Source organism: Chlamydia sp. 12-01, assembly GCF_042234205.1.
In the GTDB taxonomy this organism is placed as follows: domain Bacteria; phylum Chlamydiota; class Chlamydiia; order Chlamydiales; family Chlamydiaceae; genus Chlamydia.
The window spans coordinates 467,306-483,944 of the sequence record NZ_CP114174.1 but is presented as its reverse complement, the minus strand read 5'-3'; the positions used below and the strand labels follow the sequence as shown (position 1 = coordinate 483,944).

Sequence of the window (16,639 nt, the reverse complement as noted above, 5' to 3'; positions counted from 1 at the left end):
CAAATATGAAAAACTCTAAGGCAATATAAACCGCATACTGCATGGATAAGATTGATGAAGACTGATTATGACCATTTCAAAAACGCAACTCCTGAAGAACATCTCAAAACTGTTAGAGATCAACATGGAGTTTGCATTGGCGAACCTCATACAACAATAAAAGGCTTTTTCTATCATCTAGCTAGCGATGCTTTATCTACAGGAATCTTCTTATTTTTTATTAGAACACTCGCTTTTCTCCTTCCTATTTCTCAAGGAACACAAGTAGAGGTTCTATTTTCATTGGGATTGGGATGGATTTTCTACCGAGGTTGCTTGAAAGCAAAAAAAGCCTGGTCCTATATGGAGCTCTCTCATCGTTTTATGCTCCAAGAGAAAGAAGAAATAGAAAAACATCCTGAACAAGAACGTCTGGAGCTCAATGTTATCTTTAAAAACCAAGGTTTTAAATCTCCTCTCCTTGAAGAAATGGTAGATTATGTCAGTTCCGATTCCACCCTCCTCTTGGATACTATGATCCGAGAAGAACTTCATATTTCTATGGAGAACTTCCCTCATCCTTTAAAACAAGGAGGAACACGTATACTCGGAGGACTTATCGGTTTAATTCTCTTCTTACCACTAGTTCTCTGTTCTAGTTATACAGTAGCAGGTGTATTATCCGGAGTGCTTATCACTATCCTCTCTGCTACTAAAGCAAAAATATTAGGAAATGATGTGATCACAGAGGTTGTGTGGGTTTTAGGTATTTTTATTACCTCCATAAGCATCGTTTGCACTTGTGTAAAATTTTTATAGAGTCCAGGTATCATAGTGTTTTCACAACTATTCTCCACTCCATTTTCTCCAGAAATATTAAACAATTTTTTTGAATCAGGGATGGCAGAAGATAACAGTCCTATGTTATCTCAGAAGAATCGGTTATTAAGTCGTAACCTTTCTTTAAAATCTGCGTGTATTTCTTTAGTGACGTATCTGAGTGCGTTAGCCTTCTATTGGTTTCGCATCATTGATATTTCTAACTTATTTGTTGTCTTCACATTCTTTCTTGCTGGAACTCCAGCTTTGATAAAGTCTTTAGACGATATTCGTAATAAGACTGTGAATATTGACATTTTAATGACGTCAGCGGCTTTTGGATCTATTTTCATTGGTGGGGCCTTAGAGGGATCATTACTACTTGTTTTATTTGCTATTTCTGAAGCTCTTGGACAAATGGTATCGGGAAAGGCAAAGAGTACATTAGCTTCGCTAAAACATTTAGCGCCTACTATTGCCTGGATAGTTAGTGAGGATGGGAATCTAGAAAAAACTCCGGTAAGTCAAGTTCAAGTTGGTGATATAATCCGAGTAAAAAGTGGAGAGATTGTACCTCTAGATGGAGAGATTATTCATGGCTCCTCCTCTATTAATCTTATGCATCTTACTGGAGAAAAAATCCCTAAGTCTTGTCAAGTAGGCTCTATAGTTCCCTCTGGAGCACATAACCTTGAAGGAAGTTTTGATCTTAAGGTTTTAAAAACAGGTGCGGATTCAACCATTGCTCATATTATTAATCTGGTTATTCAGGCACAGAAATCTAAACCACGTTTACAACAACGTTTAGACAAATATTCTTCAGCTTACGCTTTAACGATCTTCGGTATTTCTATATCTATAGCTGTTTTGGTTCCTTTATTTACCTCTATTCCTTTCTTAGGACCCAATAGTGCTTTTTATCGTGCATTAGCGTTTCTCATTGCTGCATCTCCCTGTGCATTGATTATTGCTATCCCCATTGCCTATCTGAGCGCAGTAAATGCTTGTGCAAAACATGGTGTGCTTCTTAAAGGTGGTGTAGTTTTAGATCGCTTAGCTTCTTGTAATTCTATTGTTATGGATAAAACAGGAACTCTGACAACAGGAGAGCTCACCTGTATTGGTTGTGATAATTTCGGACCAAAAAATCCTGATTTCTTTCCTTCTATCTTAGCTTTAGAACAATCTTCTATGCATCCTATTGCTCAAGCGATCGTTGCCTATCTTATAAAGAATAACGTCTCTTCACGCCCTGCTGAAGAATATTGCATGATTCCTGGAAAAGGTGTTCGAGGCATTTTCCAAGGTCAAGAAGCATTTGTAGGAAGAGTAGACACAGCCTTACAGAAAGCACCGGAAGAGTTTGTCCGAGAATTAGAGGAACGTGTACATACCGCCCGACAACGTGGAGAAATATGCTCACTAGCTTATTTAAAAGAGAATTGTGCTTTATTTTATTTTAAAGATACGCCACGTCAAGATGCTGGAAAAATTATAAAAGAACTTAGAGATGAAGGCTATCCTGTGAGTATGCTCACAGGAGATCATCAAATTAGTGCAGAAAACACTGCAAAACTCTTAGGAATTTCTGAAGTATTTTCTGATCTATCTCCGGATGATAAATTAGAGAAGGTACGTGAACTTGCTAAGAAACGTCATATTCTCATGGTTGGTGATGGCATTAATGATGCTCCTGCTCTTGCACAAGCAACAGTTGGTGTGGCTATGGGAGAAGCAGGAAGCGCTACAGCAATAGAAGCTGCTGATATCGTTCTTCTTCATGATGCGATTTCCCTACTACCCTGGATCATAAGAAAAGCGAAGAAAACACGAAAAATTGTCACACAAAATTTAGGCCTCGCCTTAGCAATTATCCTTCTTGTTTCCTGGCCTGCTTCATTAGGGATCATTCCCTTATGGCTTGCTGTGATCCTCCATGAAGGTAGTACAATTATCGTTGGACTCAACGCTTTGCGATTGCTAAAGTAACCATCTTAGTATTTTGAGAATCTACGGCTGTAGATACTTTGTAGAATTCCTAAGGATGCCATTGTAGAAATCACCGAAGATCCTCCGTAGGATATTAAAACCAGGGGGACCCCAGTAATCGGCATCAACCCGCACATCATGCTAATATTAATTAATACGTGCATAGAAATATGCACGGTAATTCCTGCTGCTAATAGTCTACCAAAATCATCAACCGCGACAGCTACCGTTCGACAGCCAAAACAAATCAAACAATAAAACATCCATAAGGCAAAGAATAGACCAACCAGACCGAATTCTTCTCCCAAAGCAGAAAACACTGAATCTGTATAGCCATAGGGCAACCATCCTCTACCAGCAAATTCCCCAGATTTCCATCCACGACCTTTAACACCACCTAAACCAATAGAAATTAAAGATGCACGTTGGTGATGATTCGAAGGGCTTAGTCTTTCATATTGGTATTCTTTAATCACCTTCAATGCATAAGGTTTTACCTTTTCATGAGAAATAATCCCTGAGAAAATTAGCAAGGAGCAAAATATACCTAAACCTGCGATCGTTGCGCAGATTTTCACAAATAAAGGATGAATATTTCCGAGATAAAAAATTGCCAAAGCGACAGGGCATAGCACCAAAGCTGTTCCTAAATCTGGCTCTTTAAAAATAAGAAAAAAGGGAATACCCACAATAATACAAGCAAATAAAGCTGTAGTCTTTGAGGAAATTACCGATTTACGTACATCTAATGTGTAACTCAGCATAATCACAACGATAAGCTTGGCATATTCAGAAGGTTGGACACTTAAACCAATAAAAGGGATTTTGTACCATCTATGCACATTTTGTACCGTAGGGACAAAAAATAGACCTACCAGACTCAAAAGCATAAGAATATAGAGAACCCATGCCCAATTTCTTAATCTATGATAATCAAGATACATACACAAAGAGAAAGCCAGCCATCCCAAAGCAAAATGACGAATTTGCATAATGCTTTTGTTCGTGAATAATCCCTTAGATGATGTGATGAGGATCGTAGAAGGATCCATAGAGGAAATGACAACTATGCTAATCATCATTAATAAAATAATGACAATAAACACCCAAGAATTGACATAGCTGAAATATCTAGCGTTTCTCATAATGCTCTTTATAGCTCAAGAGTGGGATACTTCCAATGAAAGTTATTTATTATGAAATAGCAGAAACTCCCTCCACGAATGAGACAGCAAAACAGCTTATGCATCTATGGAATCCCTATGTTCTTACTGTTGTCTCCACTCAAAAGCAAACAGAAGGTAAAGGCAAATTTGATAAAACTTGGATATCTTCTAATAAAGATCTTACCGTATCCCTGTGCTTTTTCATTACCGAATTAGATATCGATGTTAGCCAATTATTTCGTTTAGGAACAGAAGCAGTTCTTGCTCTTATTCAAGATTTAGGTATTCCTAATGGCACCATAAAATGGCCCAATGATGTTTTGGTGAATGAGGAAAAACTCTGTGGGGTTCTTAGTGAAACTATTCCTACACAAGGTTATTTAGGAATAATTTTAGGAATAGGGATAAATGGCAATACCACAAAAGAAGAACTCTCTTCTATAAATCAGCCGGCAACATCCCTCTCAATACTATTAAATCATACTGTAGATCTTGAAGAGATTCGCGGAAAACTTATTGAACATGTAAAGAAGAGTATCTTACAAAAATTTCCAAAAATCTTAGCGAGAGAAATTGATCATAGGCAAATCGAGGAAACGAAATAGCCTAGAGGCTATCCATAACGAAGGGCTTGATCTTTGCTTTAAGTATTTCTCAACAGCTTGTTCATAAGCAGCCGTCTCAAAAGCAAATAAATTATCTCTAGACCAAAAATCCTCTATAGACCGAGCAATGGTTTCTTGTTCATGATTACTCTCTATGGATTCTAGAATCTCATGAACAAGTTTAGGAAGTGTTTCCTCCATTTCCTGAAATGCAAAAAGGATATCGTAGCCATGTTTTAAAAATTCTCTCCAGGATACCTTATGATGCAATGTTAAGAACTCTGTTTCTTGAGATAACCGTGGCAAAGTAAGATTTCCTGAAATGGAAAGAGATAGCAAAGCCTGACGCTTTGCTATTGCGTGGGAAAGTAAACACTCCCAAGAAAGCATAATATTCTTTACGAGATAATATAACTGACAATACGCTCCAAGAAAAGCACCGAATACTATACTAAAAATAACTACAAAGACTAATCCTGCCATAGGTTGCATATGGCTCACCAATGATAAAAAAGCAACAGAGCACTACATGTACGTAAGAATCTCAGCATCGGTAAGCTCGCGATATTCTCCGTAGCGAAGACCACCTAAAACAAAACTTCCTATACGGATACGTGTTAGTTCTAAAATAGGTAATCCTGCAGCTTCCGCAAATAAACGAATTTCATGTTTCTTCCCTTCGTTTACAATAATCTTAACTGTACCACGACGGATTTTCTCAACAGAAACAGGACGAATTCTCTTACCATCAATAACGGTTCCTTCCATAAGATCTTCAAGATTTTTTGCAGTAATCTCTCGGTTTACCTTAAGTAAATACTCTTTGGTAATTCCAAAAGAGGGATGGATAATCTTATTAGAAAATTCCCCATCATTCGTTACTAAAATCAATCCAGAAGTTTCTTTATCTAACCTTCCGACAGTGAATACTCGATAGGGAAGATGGGCAAATAAATCGATAACTAACTTATCTCCCGGAAACTTTTTCTCTGAAGAACATAAATACCCTAAAGGTTTATGTACCATGAAATATACTTTCTTAGTCATGCCTACACGCTGACCATCTATCTTCACAGTATCTGTTTCTTCATCTACCGTCACAAAGGGGCCGGGAGCCACGCGACCATTTACAGTTACATGCCCTGCAAAAATAATCTCATCGCATTTCCTCCGTGAGGCAATACCTGAAGAAGCTAAAAACTTATTGAGACGAACCTTTACCATAATATTCTCCATTCGAGACATATATTGTGCCCAAGAATAGCAATAGAGGTCCACTGTTCTTTGTTATAAAAAAATATTGTCGAGAAAAAGATCTTTCTTCTAGACAAAAGTTTTTTTGTTCCTATGCTAGTTTTCTTAATCCACTACTCAGGAAATCATGGCTTTTCTTATCTTATTACGACACGGAAAATCCGTCTGGAATGAAAAAAATCTTTTTACAGGATGGGTAGATATCCCTCTGAGTCAAAAAGGAATCGACGAAGCTATTCTTGCGGGTCAGGTAATAAAAGACCTCCCGATAGACTGCATCTTTACCTCTTCTCTTGTTAGAAGTTTGATGACGGCGTTGCTTGCTATGACGCACCACAACTCTAAAAAAATTCCTTATATTGTTCATGATGATGTGCAACAAAAACAGATGAGCAGGATTTATAGTGATGAAGAAAAAAATATGATCCCCCTTTATCGTTCTAGCGCACTAAACGAAAGAATGTATGGAGAACTTCAAGGAAAAAATAAAAAAGAAACTGCTGAGAAATTTGGTGAAGAACAAGTGAAATTATGGAGACGAAGCTATAAAACGGCACCACCTAGCGGAGAAAGTCTCTATGATACTGGGCAACGTACTGTTCCCTATTTTGAAGAAACTATCTTCCCTTTATTGAAGAATTCAAAAAATGTGTTTATATCTGCACACGGAAATTCCTTACGTTCACTTATTATGGATATAGAAAAATTAAGTGAAGAAGAGGTACTCTCTTTAGAGTTACCTACAGGAAAACCCATAGTGTATTTATGGACCGGCCACACATTCGAACGACATCCAGAACCATTTGGTTAAACAACCAACAAGCAATTCCTCCTTCAGTTTCAGTAAGAGAGAGCTTAGAGACCTACTCTGATCCATTCTCTTTGACGCCCTCGTCAGCAATGAAATTGCTTAATGAAGCTGAAGAGGCTGCACGTAAGCTTGTCGGTTGTTCTGAAGAGACTCATACGTTTCACTTCATTCCACATTTCCCTCATACTACAGCAATTATCGTAGCCGCTTTATTGGAGAACCTTACCTTTTTCCAAGGAAGGAATCATCTTTTAGTCTCCTCTCATGAGCAGCAGTATAATATTGACGCTATTTGCCGCCGACAAGGATTAGGAACTACCTATGATTGGGTAACAATAAACTCTTCAGGGAGACTCTCTCCAGAACAACTCACAGAAGCGTTAACACCACGCACTCTACTCTTTTCCCTATCTGCAGCAAACGGTATGACAGGATCCATCGAACCTATAGAATCTCTACAACCTCTATGTAGTGATCGCGGTGTCGTTTTACATTTAGACCTTTGTGATATTTTAGGACGTGCAGCACTCACTCCAGAAATGCTTGATGCCGATATTCTCACATTTTCTTCTCTAGCTTTAGGAGGTATCGGAAATATCGGAGGAATGTTTATTAAAAAATCCCTTAGTAAGTTTTTCAATTTATGGCTACCTACGAATTCTCCAGGAACTTTGTGTTTGGGTTCTGTAGCGGCTATGAAAACAGCATGTCAGGAACGTTTATCTTCTTTCTCTTCATTGATCTTATCTTCGATAAATCTAAGAAATAAACTTACAAAAGAGCTCCAAGCTGCTTGCCCCGATGTGCAGTTTCTCTTTCCAGAATTAGAAAATAAACTCCCTAATGTGATGATTGCCACCATAGGAGATATCCCTGCAGAAAGTCTAGCCTTCTTCTTACATCAACAAGGCATCTATCCAGGACTTGGCTATGAACGTTTCCAACCCCTATCTCAAATACTACAAAATTGTGGGGTGTCGCCTTTCCTCTGTCACAGTGCTCTACATTTTTCTTTCACAGAGAGAACGAAAGATGAACAATTTACAACTTTAAGACGCGCTATCCAAGAGGGTATCGCACACTTTCAATCTGCAATTGCGAGCTCTGTATGACAATTCCATTCCAACCAGTAGCCTCTTGGGCAAGTGTATCCCCAAAAGTTATGAAGAAATTTCATAAGTTTTATTGCGGGGGAATATTCTCAGCAGAAGATGCTGAAACAAAAGGAGCCAATCTAATTATTGGGAGTCAGGGCCATAGGCTCATGGGCAACTATGTGATATTTTATTGGTTGATAGATAAGATAAATGGAAAAATCATCGACGCAAAATTCCAATATTTCGGACATCCCTTCCTACTTGTTCTTGCAGAAACAACGTGTAACCTAATTATTGGCAAAACTTACGCACAAGCTTACAATCTAACTGTTAACAATATCGATACAGAACTACGCTCCCATCCTAGCAAACCTGCTCTGCCAGAAAATAGTGCAGCCCTATATCATTGTATCATTGATGCTCTAGACATTGCTGCCGAACAATGCATGGAAATTCCTCTTGAAGACGGCTCCCTTCCTTTGAAAGAATCTTTTCTCCCCTCAGAAATCGAAGACGCTAATCCCTATACTAAAGAAGCTTGGGAAAGCCTCTCTATAGAGTCACGACTACACGCTCTACGCACAATCACTGAAGATAAAATATCTCCTTATGTAGCTCTTGACGGTGGTAGCGTACTTATTGAAAATCTTGAAGGGAATATCGTAACGATTGCTTATGCAGGAAATTGTTCTGGATGTTTTTCTGCTATAGGATCTACATTAAATTCTATAGGCCAACTCTTACGTGCCTACGCTTATTCCGAATTACAAATTAAAGTAAATGAGGCCTCTTTAGATTTTTCTATGTCTCAATACTCCGACGAAACTAATTAACTTTTATAGTTCGTGAATTGTCAATAATTCATATCTTTTGATAAAGAATGATGAAATGTTAATAACTCTATGATTATTTCATTATTTTTTCCTGAGGATTATTGTGTTTTTTCAATTCCTAAAAAAGAAAGTTGCTTCATTAGGCATCTCTCCTTTAGGCCTTTTAGTTGTTTCTACAGCTTTAGGGAGTGTGCTCCTTTTTGGAAAAAACACTTCGAAATCTCCCGATTTCTCCCAACCATCTGAAAAAAAAACTACAGGTTGGTTTAAGCTTAGCCAAGTAGGAAATCCTAAATTATTAGAATCTTTAGCAAAAAAAGAACAGATAGAAAGAGATCTTACAATGTTTCAATCAGTAGCCAACGCTACTGCGGCTCTATCTTTACCTACAGAAGATGACCCTGATATTATTCCTCAAGTTTCAGTTATTCTTTCGCCTCATAAGAATGAAGTATTCTCATCATCTCTGTTGCTTTCCATCATGGATTATCTATCCAGTAGCATTCCTGGATTAAGTAAAGAACATATTACCTTATCCGATAATCTAGGGAATATCTATTCTCCAGGAGAGTTCTCTACCAACTCTTTATTATTATCTGCTTGTGAAGGTTACCTAGGGAAAATTTTCCCTAAGGAACATTTTGCCCTTGCCTATCTAGCTAAGGAAAATACCCCTACTGTGCAGCTAACAATTAATGAGAAATACCTAGCGAAATTTCCAAAGGAAAAAAGAGAAGCTTTCCTACTTCATGCCGAAGATCATCTAAAGAAGATCTGTGGGAGTAATCATCCTATCGTTATTGAGAAATTTCCTTTTTCACAAACGATACAAAAAGATCGCCTCTCCTACAAACTTCTCGTTGGAGGCACCATTTTACTCTCTAGTTTAGGAATTATTGCCTTGGCAAGCTTTTACCTTGCTTTTTACGCTTATGAGCGTATTCCCTCGGAATCAAAAAAAATAAAACAAGGCATAAATATTGCAAAGCTGGTAGAGATACTACAAAAAGAATCTCCTGAAAAAATCAGGTTGATTCTCTCGTATTTGGATCCTATCAAAGCTGAAGAGATCTTCAAACATTTACCTGAAGATGTGAAACACCAAGTACTGAAATTATAAACATTAAGAATTAGGTATATCTTGTGACACTGTCTCAATCCCCTGGTTCGCTTTCAGATACTGAAGATTCCCCAGAAAGAAAAAAAGACTGGGACGAGGGATTCTCCCAAGGCTTTTCAGAAGGAGAAACCTCGGGATATGATAAAGCTTTTCAAGAACTTCTATCTCTAATTCAGATATTTCGGAAATTATCGATTCGTATGCTTTCTGAAATAGAGAAGGTTCCTCAACAATTGAAACCCGATCTTGTAGAACTCGCAATCTTAACCTGCGAAAAATTCCTCTATAAGAAATTAGATAATATTGAAGAGCTCGCACTTTTAATTTCCTCTGCTCTACAGCAACATACATCCTTACGATCTTTGTCTCCTATAAAGATTTTCCTTCACCCTGAAGATCATAAGAAACTCAATGATTGGATAGCAACGCATGAAATCCCCATGATTAAACATGCGGAGTTTCTCCCTGACATATCTTGCAAAAAATCCAGCTACAAAATGGAGGTTCCCTCAGGAATCCTAAGACAAGAAATTGGAGAAGAACTAGATCATTTGCTTTCTGTTTTAACTACATGACACATCTAAATTACGAAAAATCCCAACTTCAGTATTGGCAGCCTTACCGCGCGTGCGGACTTCTTTCTAAAGTTTCGGGAAATCTTTTAGAAGTTCAAGGACTATCAGCATGTCTTGGGGAACTTTGCCGTATTTGTACACCAAAATATCCCGATCTCCTAGCTGAAGTTATTGGTTTCCATAATCAAACAACATTATTAATGTCCCTATCTCCTATGCACTATGTTGCTTTAGGTTCTGAAGTTATTCCTTTACGTCGTCCTCCATCACTACATCTTTCTGACCATCTTCTTGGTCGTGTTATCGATGGTTTCGGAAATCCATTAGATAATAAAGAAAGCCTACCGAAAACACATATAAAACCATTGATTGCTCCACCACCATCTCCGATGTCTCGACAACCTATCCAAGAGATTTTCCCTACAGGAATTAAAGCTATCGATGCTTTTTTAACCTTAGGGAAAGGACAGCGTATCGGTGTATTTTCAGAACCTGGAAGTGGGAAATCCTCACTCCTATCTGCAATAGCCTCAGGATCGAAATCCACTATCAATATCATTGCTCTTATTGGAGAAAGAGGTAGAGAAGTACGTGAGTATATAGAACAACATACCCTAGGGTTGAAACAACACCGAACTATTATTGTTGCCTCCCCCGCTCATGAAACAGCACCAACAAAGGTAATTTCAGGACGCGCTGCTATGACAATAGCAGAATATTTCCGAGATCAAGGTCATGACGTTTTGTTCATTATGGATTCTCTATCACGATGGATAGCTGCACTCCAAGAAGTTGCTTTAGCAACAGGAGAAACTTTAGCAGCACACCATTACGCAGCTTCTGTTTTTCATCACGTATCAGAATTTACAGAACGTTCGGGGAATAATGACCGAGGTTCTATAACTGCCTTATACGCTATTTTACACTACTCTAACCATCCGGATATCTTTACGGATTATCTAAAATCTCTTCTAGACGGGCATTTCTTCCTCACTAACCAAGGAAAAGCTCTGGCTTCACCTCCTATTGATATTCTTCTTAGTCTATCGAGATCAGCGAAAAAACTAGCTCTTCCCCATCATTATGCAGCAGCTGAAAAACTTCGTTCCTTATTAAAAACATACCAGGAAGCTTTAGATATTATTCAATTAGGAGCTTACACTCCAGGACAAGATAAAGATCTCGATGATGCTGTAAAAATTCTTCCTAGCATAAAAAATTTCCTCTCCCAACCATTATCAAGTTACTGTCAGCTAGAAAACACCCTGAAAGAGTTGGAGGCTTTGGTAAATCTTGAATAAGAAGTTAACGAGTCTTTCTACTCTATCAAAAATAAAAATTTATCATTCTTTATTAAAAGTACGACACTTTAAAAGTGAAAAGTATTATCTATCTCAAGAGCTTCTCAGTATAAAAGAACGTATGACGGTGATTTCTAAAATTAGGAAGGAGAGGTTTTTATACCGCAACAATATAGAACATTACAATTCGCTTTTAGAACACTTGCAAACATTACAAGTATCTATTTATAAACAACACAATATCTCCTGTAAGCGTCTACAAGAGCATCAAAATAAATTACTAGAATTAATTAACCGTAGAAAAATCATCGAAAAGATCAAGAATAATAAGTATTCTAACATCAAGAGATAGGAACGCAAGGCTAACTGTAATGACCGACTCTGTAATCTTTCCGTCTGTCGTGGAAATGTCTTCACTAACAGAAAAACTCAAATCTATTAATCAAGAACATTTATTAGATTCATGGTCGTCTCTTTCTCAAAAACAACAACAACGTCTCTATTATCAAATTTCTTCCATAGATATTGAGCTTTTCCATAAGCAGCGCCAACTCATCACCTCTCCAAGATCTATCTTAAAAGATTTCCATCCTCTAACTTCCTTTGCCTCCTCTGGAGAAGATCCCGAAAGAACAAAAATAGGAACAAATCTTCTAAAAGAAAAGAAAGTTGCCTGTGTAGTTCTTGCTGGTGGACAAGGATCGAGATTAAAATGTGATGGCCCCAAAGGACTTTTCCCTGTATCTCCTATCAAAAAAAAGCCTCTTTTTCAACTCGTTGCTGAAAAGGTCTGTGCAGCAAGTAAACTTGCAAATCAGCCTTTGCCCTTAGCTTTCATGACATCCCCGTTGAATAATCGTCAGACACGCTCATATTTCGAATCTAATGATTATTTCCATCTTGATCCCAATCAAGTAGACTTTTTCTGTCAGCCACTTTGGCCTTTATTATCCTTATCGGGAGATCTCTTCCTAGAAGATACCGACACCCTATCCTTAGGGCCTAATGGCAATGGCTGCCTTGCAACTCTTCTATACACCTCAGGACTTTGGGATAAATGGAAGAAAGCAGGAATCGAAATGGTTAGCGTTATTCCTATAGACAATCCTTTAGCTCTACCTTTTGATGTAGAACTTTGTGGATTCCACGGTATGGAAAATAATGAAGTGACTATCAAAGCAGCCTTGCGACAAACAGCAATTGAAGATGTCGGTATTTTAGTACAATCTAATGATTCTGGGAAAACTTCAGTTATTGAGTATTCTGAAATACCTCAAAATGAACGTTTTGCTACAAATCAAGATGGAACTTTGAAGTATTGCCTAGCCAATATTGGCTTGTATTGCTTATCTATGGACTTCATTGCTCACGCAGCTCTACGTGAACTTCCTCTTTATAAAGCTCATAAACATGCAAAACAATTAGGACTCTATTCCTCTGAGAAAAACTCTTGGAAATTTGAAGAGTTTATCTTTGATCTATTTTGTTATAGCGAACATTGCCAAACTCTTGTCTATCCACGTCAAGAATGCTTCGCTCCATTAAAAAATCTCGAAGGCAACCATAGCCCAGCAACTGTTCGAGAAGCTCTCTCTGCTAGAGAACGTCAAATCTTCCATAAAGTGACCGGGAAAAAACTTTCTCCAAACACAACATTTGAATTAGAAGCCGATTTCTATTATCCTTCAACCTCTACTTCCCTACATTGGGAAAATAAAGCATTTTTCGAGGAACCGTTTTTTGAGGCCTCATGAAAGAAAAAATTGCCTACTTAGGTATGGGCATTTGGGGATTTTGTCTCGCATCCTTATTAGCAAATAAGGGTTATCGTGTTGTTGGATGGGCACGCAATCCTGAATTGATTGCTCAGCTACAAACAGAGCAACGTCATCCTCAAGCTCCTGATATTCCCATTCATCCGAATCTATCCTTCACTACGGATATGGCAGAAGCTGTCGAGGGAGCTTCTATGATTGTTGAAGGTGTATCCTCAGCAGGAATACGTCCTGTATCCGAACAGCTAAAAACAATCACTGATCTCAATGTGCCTTTTGTCATTACTTCAAAAGGTATCGAGCAACATACAGGATTATTACTTAGCGAGATCGTTGTAGAAATTTTTGGTAAAGATGCTTCTCAATATCTTGGTTATCTTAGTGGACCCTCTATAGCTAAAGAAGTTCTTAAAGGCTGCCCATGTTCTGTAGTGATCAGCGCGTATGATCCAGATACCTTAAAAAAAATACATAACGCCTTTCTTACTCCAACATTCCGAGTATATCCCAATAGCGATCTTAAAGGTGTGGCTCTCGGAGGAGCCTTAAAGAATATCATAGCAATTGCTTGTGGAATTTCTGATGGATTTCGTTTCGGAGATAACGCCAAATCGGGATTAGTCACTCGAGGACTTCATGAAATACGGAAATTTGCAACAATTATGAATTGTCGTCCCGATACTCTTAATGGTTTGGCAGGTCTTGGAGATCTCTGCACAACGTGTTTTTCCTCATTAAGTAGAAATACAAAATTTGGGAAACTGATAGCTCAAGGAATGACTCTTGAGCAAGCAAAAGCAGAAATCGGTATGGTTGTCGAAGGTGCTTATACTGCACTTTCAGCATACCAAATTGCCAAACATCATAAAATCGATATGCCGATAACTACAGGTATCTATCGCGTTTTATATGAGCATCTCGATATCAAAGAAGGTATCGCTGCACTTTTACAAAGAAATACTAAGGAAGAATATCTTTAAAAGATGAGTATTTCCATCTTTCTCATCTCCTTAGATAGAAGTCCCGTCTCTACAGAGTTTTCATTTGTACATTTTTTTACCATTTGTTAAAGATGAATTTATAACGCATAGTAAATAAGGCCATCTACTAAATGAATAGCAAGCTGAAAAAGCATCTACGTTTAGCATCCCTCTCTCTCCTAGCTTTATCAGGAATTTTCTCTTCCTCTACCCTTAATGCTATGCCGTCGGGAAATCCTGCATATCCTGTGATTCCTGGGATCAATCCAGAACAAAGAGGGATGTGCGCTTTCGAACTTTGTAATAGCTACGATCTCTTTGCAGCACTTACAGGAAGCTTAAAAATAGGATTTTCTGGAGATTATATCTTTTCAGAAAGCGCAAGAGTGAAAAATGTTCCCGTTGTGACATCTGTTACTACTTCAAATACGGGACCTTCTCCTACAGTTACTTCTACATTTAAAGATTTTGACTTCGATCTCAATGATTCTAGAGTAAGTTCTAGCTGTATTTTCGCCTCGTTAGCTCTGCAAGATACTTCACCTGCCGCTATTCCTCTATTAGATATCAGCTTCGATGTAAAAATCGGGGGATTAAAACAATACTATCGTCTTCCTCTTAACGCTTATAGAGACTACACTTCTTCTCCACTTGCTTCTGAATCACAAGTCACTGACGGTTTAGTAGAAGTTCAAAGTAACTACGGTTTTGTTTGGGATTTAAGCTTGAAAAAGATCCTTTGGAAAGATGGGATTTCTTTCATTGGTATTGGTGGAGATTACCGCCATGCAGCCTGTCCTATTAACTATATCGTGGTAAATAGTCAGGCAAATCCTGAAGTATACTTCGAAGATTCTAACGGTAAAATCAGTTATAAGGAATGGTCAGCAAATATAGGAATTACTACCTATGTAAACGACTATATTCTTCCTTATGTTTCTGTTTCTGTAGGAAGTGCATCAAGAACTGCACCCGCGGATAGTTTTAAACGTTTGGAAAGCCAGTTCTCTAACCTTAAGTTCAAAGTACGTAAAATTACGAATTTTCATAGAGTGAATTTTTGCTGCGGAGCAACAAGCTGCGCATCAGATAACTTCTTCTATAGCGTTGAAGGACGTTGGGGTTGCCAACGCGCTATAAACGTAACTGCTGGGTTACAATTCTAATTATAAGAACTAATCAACGTACGGTATACGTTATGCATCATTTTCAATGATGCTGAGATTAAGCTCCACTCCTGTTGCATAGCTCGCATTTGAAGTTCTAACATCAGCTGATGCGTTTGTGCTAAATCTCCATAGTTTTGCACATCAGAAAGGCAGTTGTTGAAGAAATTTAACAAACCACCCTTCGCAGTTCCTTTGTTAATATCAATTTCACCATCAACAACCTTATGCTCCAAATCCTGTAGTGTAATTATAGAAAAGTCAGAACCCATAATCTTATAAGAAGGTTCGTACTCACTATTCCCAGGAATGAAAACAAGAGCATTCAGATTTAACATCAGATTCTTCATCTGATTTATTATTATGACTAATTCACTATTATAGCCTGTGACAATATCTTCGAGTTGTTTTTTCTGAGCATCAGAAAGAGAGCTATTTCCTTGAACATTCTTAGAGATTTGCTTCAACAGCATTTGAGCGTTCTCAGCACTCTTAATATCATTTCTCAACTGTAAACGCTCTTCCTCATAGCGATCCACAATCATCTGGTAACCGAATTTAAAATTCGCAGTTCCTGATGTTTGAGAAATGTATGATCCTAAATTATAAATAATAGGAGCAGAGTTAAAACTCTTTATAGTCTCTAAAAGAGGACTAAATAAGTTTTGAGCATATCCTGAAAGGTTTAGTTCTCTTCCCAGTGCATATAAAGCAGTCTCTTGCGCCGGAATATATTTATCTAAAAGGATATAAGCAAATGCCGACTGGAAAGGCATCTTATTCACTATAGAATCTTTAACAGGAGCAAGCTCAGGAGCTGTCGTTAACGCCTGCGGAGATATTCTATCTAAATGCTCTTGGAAAACCTTATTTGCTTGCTTACGCAGCTCTTTATTTTCCTTTTCTGTAAGTACTGTTTGTATCACAGCAAGTTCAAATCCCGTATCTAGAAAATCACGATTTAAAGATGAAATAAACTCCCTACGCAATCCTAAATCACTAGCATCTCTTAGCAAGTCTTGCATGATTTTTAGGTGCGAAGCTACCTCATTCATCTTTGTATAATCCGCAGCTACCTCAGCAGGAGATACACGACGTTCTGCAAACACCGGACCTTCAGAAATCTGATTAACCTGTTGATAGCCTTGTATTGGAGAGTTTTTCATAAC

Annotated in this window: 17 protein-coding genes; 13 read left to right on the top strand and 4 right to left on the bottom strand. The window is 38.0% G+C overall.

The window, feature by feature from the left end; all coding sequences use genetic code 11:
- The first annotated feature begins 54 nt into the window (after window positions 1-54).
- Together O1W69_RS02125 and O1W69_RS02120 are read left to right on the top strand one after the other, a co-directional pair.
- Window positions 55-798: a VIT1/CCC1 transporter family protein gene (locus O1W69_RS02125; RefSeq protein ID WP_375793872.1), complete on the top strand. Its 744-nt coding sequence runs from the start codon at window positions 55-57 to the stop codon at window positions 796-798.
- Between the two features lie 15 nt (window positions 799-813).
- A complete protein-coding gene (locus tag O1W69_RS02120; protein ID WP_375793871.1) occupies window positions 814-2,787 on the top strand; it encodes a cation-translocating P-type ATPase in 1,974 nt (657 codons plus the stop codon).
- A 5-nt stretch (window positions 2,788-2,792) separates the two neighbouring features.
- Here O1W69_RS02120 and O1W69_RS02115 read toward each other — a convergent pair whose 3' ends face one another.
- Window positions 2,793-3,932, bottom strand: a complete 1,140-nt coding sequence (locus O1W69_RS02115) for an FtsW/RodA/SpoVE family cell cycle protein (RefSeq protein ID WP_375793870.1) — start codon at window positions 3,930-3,932, stop codon at window positions 2,793-2,795.
- A gap of 35 nt (window positions 3,933-3,967) precedes the next feature.
- Here O1W69_RS02115 and O1W69_RS02110 point away from each other — a divergent pair, with 35 nt between their 5' ends.
- Window positions 3,968-4,558 (top strand): biotin--[acetyl-CoA-carboxylase] ligase, encoded by a 591-nt coding sequence (locus tag O1W69_RS02110; RefSeq protein ID WP_375793869.1) that lies wholly within the window; start codon window positions 3,968-3,970, stop codon window positions 4,556-4,558.
- On the opposite strand, the gene O1W69_RS02105 is transcribed toward O1W69_RS02110, so the two are convergent.
- Together O1W69_RS02105 and O1W69_RS02100 are read right to left on the bottom strand one after the other, a co-directional pair.
- A complete protein-coding gene (locus tag O1W69_RS02105; protein ID WP_375793989.1) occupies window positions 4,514-5,041 on the bottom strand; it encodes a hypothetical protein in 528 nt (175 codons plus the stop codon). The genes O1W69_RS02110 and O1W69_RS02105 overlap by 45 nt on opposite strands.
- A gap of 42 nt (window positions 5,042-5,083) precedes the next feature.
- On the bottom strand, window positions 5,084-5,782 hold the full coding sequence (locus tag O1W69_RS02100) for a pseudouridine synthase (RefSeq protein ID WP_375793868.1): 699 nt from the start codon (window positions 5,780-5,782) through the stop codon (window positions 5,084-5,086).
- Between the two features lie 157 nt (window positions 5,783-5,939).
- Between O1W69_RS02100 and O1W69_RS02095 the strand changes: the two genes are divergently transcribed.
- From O1W69_RS02095 to O1W69_RS02050, 10 genes are all read left to right on the top strand, one after another.
- Complete coding sequence (locus O1W69_RS02095) at window positions 5,940-6,623, top strand: 2,3-bisphosphoglycerate-dependent phosphoglycerate mutase (protein ID WP_375793867.1); 684 nt, start codon at window positions 5,940-5,942, stop codon at window positions 6,621-6,623.
- Window positions 6,578-7,735, top strand: a complete 1,158-nt coding sequence (locus O1W69_RS02090; RefSeq protein ID WP_375793866.1) for an aminotransferase class V-fold PLP-dependent enzyme — start codon at window positions 6,578-6,580, stop codon at window positions 7,733-7,735. The genes O1W69_RS02095 and O1W69_RS02090 overlap by 46 nt, the downstream gene beginning before the upstream one ends.
- On the top strand, window positions 7,732-8,553 hold the full coding sequence (locus tag O1W69_RS02085) for a NifU family protein (RefSeq protein ID WP_375793865.1): 822 nt from the start codon (window positions 7,732-7,734) through the stop codon (window positions 8,551-8,553). Before O1W69_RS02090 ends, O1W69_RS02085 begins: the two co-directional genes overlap by 4 nt.
- Before the next feature lie 103 nt (window positions 8,554-8,656).
- Complete coding sequence (locus O1W69_RS02080; protein ID WP_375793864.1) at window positions 8,657-9,673, top strand: type III secretion system protein; 1,017 nt, start codon at window positions 8,657-8,659, stop codon at window positions 9,671-9,673.
- A 29-nt stretch (window positions 9,674-9,702) separates the two neighbouring features.
- Window positions 9,703-10,248, top strand: a complete 546-nt coding sequence (locus O1W69_RS02075) for a flagellar biosynthesis protein (protein WP_375793988.1) — start codon at window positions 9,703-9,705, stop codon at window positions 10,246-10,248.
- Window positions 10,245-11,549, top strand: a complete 1,305-nt coding sequence (locus O1W69_RS02070) for a FliI/YscN family ATPase (protein WP_375793863.1) — start codon at window positions 10,245-10,247, stop codon at window positions 11,547-11,549. The genes O1W69_RS02075 and O1W69_RS02070 overlap by 4 nt, the downstream gene beginning before the upstream one ends.
- Complete coding sequence (locus O1W69_RS02065) at window positions 11,542-11,901, top strand: hypothetical protein (RefSeq protein ID WP_375793862.1); 360 nt, start codon at window positions 11,542-11,544, stop codon at window positions 11,899-11,901. Before O1W69_RS02070 ends, O1W69_RS02065 begins: the two co-directional genes overlap by 8 nt.
- Window positions 11,902-11,920: 19 nt before the next feature.
- Complete coding sequence (locus tag O1W69_RS02060; RefSeq protein ID WP_375793861.1) at window positions 11,921-13,303, top strand: UTP--glucose-1-phosphate uridylyltransferase; 1,383 nt, start codon at window positions 11,921-11,923, stop codon at window positions 13,301-13,303.
- Entirely contained in the window at window positions 13,300-14,304 is a 1,005-nt protein-coding gene (locus O1W69_RS02055; RefSeq protein ID WP_375793860.1) for an NAD(P)H-dependent glycerol-3-phosphate dehydrogenase, read from the top strand. Before O1W69_RS02060 ends, O1W69_RS02055 begins: the two co-directional genes overlap by 4 nt.
- 131 nt (window positions 14,305-14,435) lie before the next feature.
- Window positions 14,436-15,470: a hypothetical protein gene (locus O1W69_RS02050; RefSeq protein WP_375793859.1), complete on the top strand. Its 1,035-nt coding sequence runs from the start codon at window positions 14,436-14,438 to the stop codon at window positions 15,468-15,470.
- On the opposite strand, the gene O1W69_RS02045 is transcribed toward O1W69_RS02050, so the two are convergent.
- Entirely contained in the window at window positions 15,467-16,636 is a 1,170-nt protein-coding gene (locus O1W69_RS02045) for a CT620/CT621 family type III secretion system effector (protein WP_375793858.1), read from the bottom strand. The genes O1W69_RS02050 and O1W69_RS02045 overlap by 4 nt on opposite strands.
- Window positions 16,637-16,639 lie beyond the last annotated feature (3 nt).

Coding starts and splice junctions, on each gene's coding strand:
- O1W69_RS02125 (WP_375793872.1), top strand. CDS start 55: ATGAAGACTGATTATGACCATTTCAAAAACGCAACTCCTGAAGAACAT.
- O1W69_RS02115 (WP_375793870.1), bottom strand. CDS start 3,932: ATGAGAAACGCTAGATATTTCAGCTATGTCAATTCTTGGGTGTTTATT.
- O1W69_RS02110 (WP_375793869.1), top strand. CDS start 3,968: ATGAAAGTTATTTATTATGAAATAGCAGAAACTCCCTCCACGAATGAG.
- O1W69_RS02105 (WP_375793989.1), bottom strand. CDS start 5,041: ATGGCAGGATTAGTCTTTGTAGTTATTTTTAGTATAGTATTCGGTGCT.
- O1W69_RS02100 (WP_375793868.1), bottom strand. CDS start 5,782: ATGGTAAAGGTTCGTCTCAATAAGTTTTTAGCTTCTTCAGGTATTGCC.
- O1W69_RS02095 (WP_375793867.1), top strand. CDS start 5,940: ATGGCTTTTCTTATCTTATTACGACACGGAAAATCCGTCTGGAATGAA.
- O1W69_RS02090 (WP_375793866.1), top strand. CDS start 6,578: ATGGACCGGCCACACATTCGAACGACATCCAGAACCATTTGGTTAAAC.
- O1W69_RS02085 (WP_375793865.1), top strand. CDS start 7,732: ATGACAATTCCATTCCAACCAGTAGCCTCTTGGGCAAGTGTATCCCCA.
- O1W69_RS02070 (WP_375793863.1), top strand. CDS start 10,245: ATGACACATCTAAATTACGAAAAATCCCAACTTCAGTATTGGCAGCCT.
- O1W69_RS02060 (WP_375793861.1), top strand. CDS start 11,921: ATGACCGACTCTGTAATCTTTCCGTCTGTCGTGGAAATGTCTTCACTA.
- O1W69_RS02055 (WP_375793860.1), top strand. CDS start 13,300: ATGAAAGAAAAAATTGCCTACTTAGGTATGGGCATTTGGGGATTTTGT.
- O1W69_RS02050 (WP_375793859.1), top strand. CDS start 14,436: ATGAATAGCAAGCTGAAAAAGCATCTACGTTTAGCATCCCTCTCTCTC.
- O1W69_RS02045 (WP_375793858.1), bottom strand. CDS start 16,636: ATGAAAAACTCTCCAATACAAGGCTATCAACAGGTTAATCAGATTTCT.